Consider the following 2,094-nt stretch of genomic DNA (forward strand, 5'->3'; position numbering starts at 1 on the left):
AATCCGTAACTGCTAGAAAATCTTTCATCTAGTAAACTACATTCAGTTAAATTATTCAAATCTGAAAACAAATTAGCTTTAGCAACACGCAATATGCCGGTAATGACGCCTTTTTGTAATGAATCATTGGTTTTAAGACTATTGCCAAATATTGCCCGAAATAGTTTAAGTACCTGATTAAATTCTTCTGTATGACCAAATTCCATGTAGGAACTATTAATTGGCGTATCATATTCGTCAATTAGTATGTAAACTTTCTGATTAAAATGTTTATAAAGTAAATCGCTTAGAAATTTCAAACTATTCTCAAGTTCTACTTTGTTAAACTTTCCAGAAAAATATCTAGTTAATTGCTCTTTTTCCGCTTCTTCCAATAAATACTCTTTCTCACTTACATAACGTTTTAAATAACGATAATTACTAAATAGCCTAGTTATTTGATAGCTGATTTTACTTTCAATCTCCTCATAACTACTGCCCCTAACGCCCTTGAAACTTATAATAATAACTGGAAATTGACCTTGACGTTTCATAGAGTTTGCTACATTAGCAATTTTTAATGGCTTTAGTTCTTTAGTCTCATCAAAGCCTAAATCCACCTCTCCACCAGCAAATAGTTTATAGTTCACTCTTTGTTCTTGTGGTATAGGATTGCCATGTTGATCTACCTCTATCTCAAAAAATCTCCGCACCATATCCATATTCAAGCTCTTCCCCCATCGCCTTGGACGGGTGATTAAGGTGACATCTCCAGTATCAATCAATAGTTCTTTGATCATTAAACTCTTATCAACAAATACGTTGCTATTAAGCAATAATTTCTTAAAATCATCAGTACCAACTAGCATGGTTGGTTGATCATCAACATTATTTTTGTTTGTTTCTTCTACCATTGTTTTCACGTATTCCTTCCAACTATAATATCATTATACTACTTTTTTATTGTCCACTAATAGCTAATTAGCAAAATTTTTATAATTTTTTGTTTTTTTATAGTGAATTAACCTGAATTAACACCCAGTACTATATAATTATGCAGCTTTAGAAAATGTTATAATTTCAGTGCCGTTGTTAGTTGTTATGTGCAACTCTGCTTTATCTACTTGACTCGGTGTAAAAATCTTTCCGTCCAAATGAAATTTAGCAATATCTGGTAAATGATCGCTATTACCCGCGTAAACATTTTTCATGATTTTTTTAAGATTTTCGATATCTTGTAACTTGTTAAATTTGACAGTAATTTTCTCATATAAATCCCCTGTAGTATCTGTATTCCAAGGGAATTATTATACCATAAAAAATCACAATTTACATCATATTTCGTGATATTTTTACCTCGTGTTTTTAATTGTATAATTACCACTAAATTTGATATTCCACAAATTTCTTTAAAAAATACTTTACATATTAAAATATATTAATATTATACAAAGCATATTAGGCTTTAATAGTAAAGATTGCTTTATTATATCATAGAATAGGACTCGTGTGAGTCTAAAAAACGTCATTGCAAGGAGATGCTTTGTAACACTACGTCATTGCGAGACGGCGTAAGCCGACGAAGCAATCCATTTTTATGTCATCCCTGCGAAGGCAGGGCTCTATAATATTTTAGGGCTTTTTGGACATTATTTTAGATCCCGCACCGAAGCAGGTATGACACAAAACAGGCTTGCTTCGTCACCGCTAAGCAGCTCCTTACAATGACGTCATACTAATCTAGTTAACTATAAAAAGAGAGAAAAACAATGCCCTTAGAACAAGCCATTATACAACAAATAAGAACTAACACTATTACTACTCTTAACCTTCATGATAAGCAGATAGGAGATGCTGGAGCAAAGGAGCTAGCACAAGTCTTAAAGGGTAATCACTCTATTACTAATCTTTATCTTTGGGGTAACCAAATAGGAGATGCTGGAGTACAGGCTCTAGCGGAGGCCTTAAAGGACTATAATGGTCTCCATATTTTGGACACAAAAATAGAAGAAATGAGATAGAATTCTTTAGCAAAAAAGGAGAGCTAGAGATGAAAAAACAAGTAAGGCAATATAGTGCTGAGGAGAAATCAAAAATTGTCATAGAGACAATCAA

The 2,094-nt window shown here is 32.5% G+C and carries 3 protein-coding genes; 1 reads left to right on the forward strand and 2 read right to left on the reverse strand.

Features of this window, described 5'->3' with window-relative positions; translation table 11 throughout:
* Positions 1-893: AAA family ATPase (locus RiCNE_RS06830; protein ID WP_157905717.1), on the reverse strand; the 893-nt coding region annotated here is incomplete at its 3' end.
* Positions 894-1,031: 138 nt separating this feature from the next.
* On the reverse strand, positions 1,032-1,190 hold the full coding sequence (locus tag RiCNE_RS07625; RefSeq protein WP_157905716.1) for a hypothetical protein: 159 nt from the start codon (positions 1,188-1,190) through the stop codon (positions 1,032-1,034).
* A 558-nt stretch (positions 1,191-1,748) separates the two neighbouring features.
* On the opposite strand from RiCNE_RS07625, the gene RiCNE_RS06835 reads away from it, so the two are divergent.
* Entirely contained in the window at positions 1,749-2,000 is a 252-nt protein-coding gene (locus RiCNE_RS06835; RefSeq protein ID WP_094649808.1) for a hypothetical protein, read from the forward strand.
* Positions 2,001-2,094: the final 94 nt, after the last annotated feature.

This window comes from Rickettsia endosymbiont of Culicoides newsteadi (assembly GCF_002259525.1).
Taxonomy (GTDB): domain Bacteria; phylum Pseudomonadota; class Alphaproteobacteria; order Rickettsiales; family Rickettsiaceae; genus Tisiphia.

Excerpts from the sequence above, each read along its gene's own strand:
- RiCNE_RS06835 (WP_094649808.1), top strand. The coding sequence starts at position 1,749 with ATGCCCTTAGAACAAGCCATTATACAACAAATAAGAACTAACACTATT.
- RiCNE_RS07625 (WP_157905716.1), bottom strand. The coding sequence starts at position 1,190 with ATGAAAAATGTTTACGCGGGTAATAGCGATCATTTACCAGATATTGCT.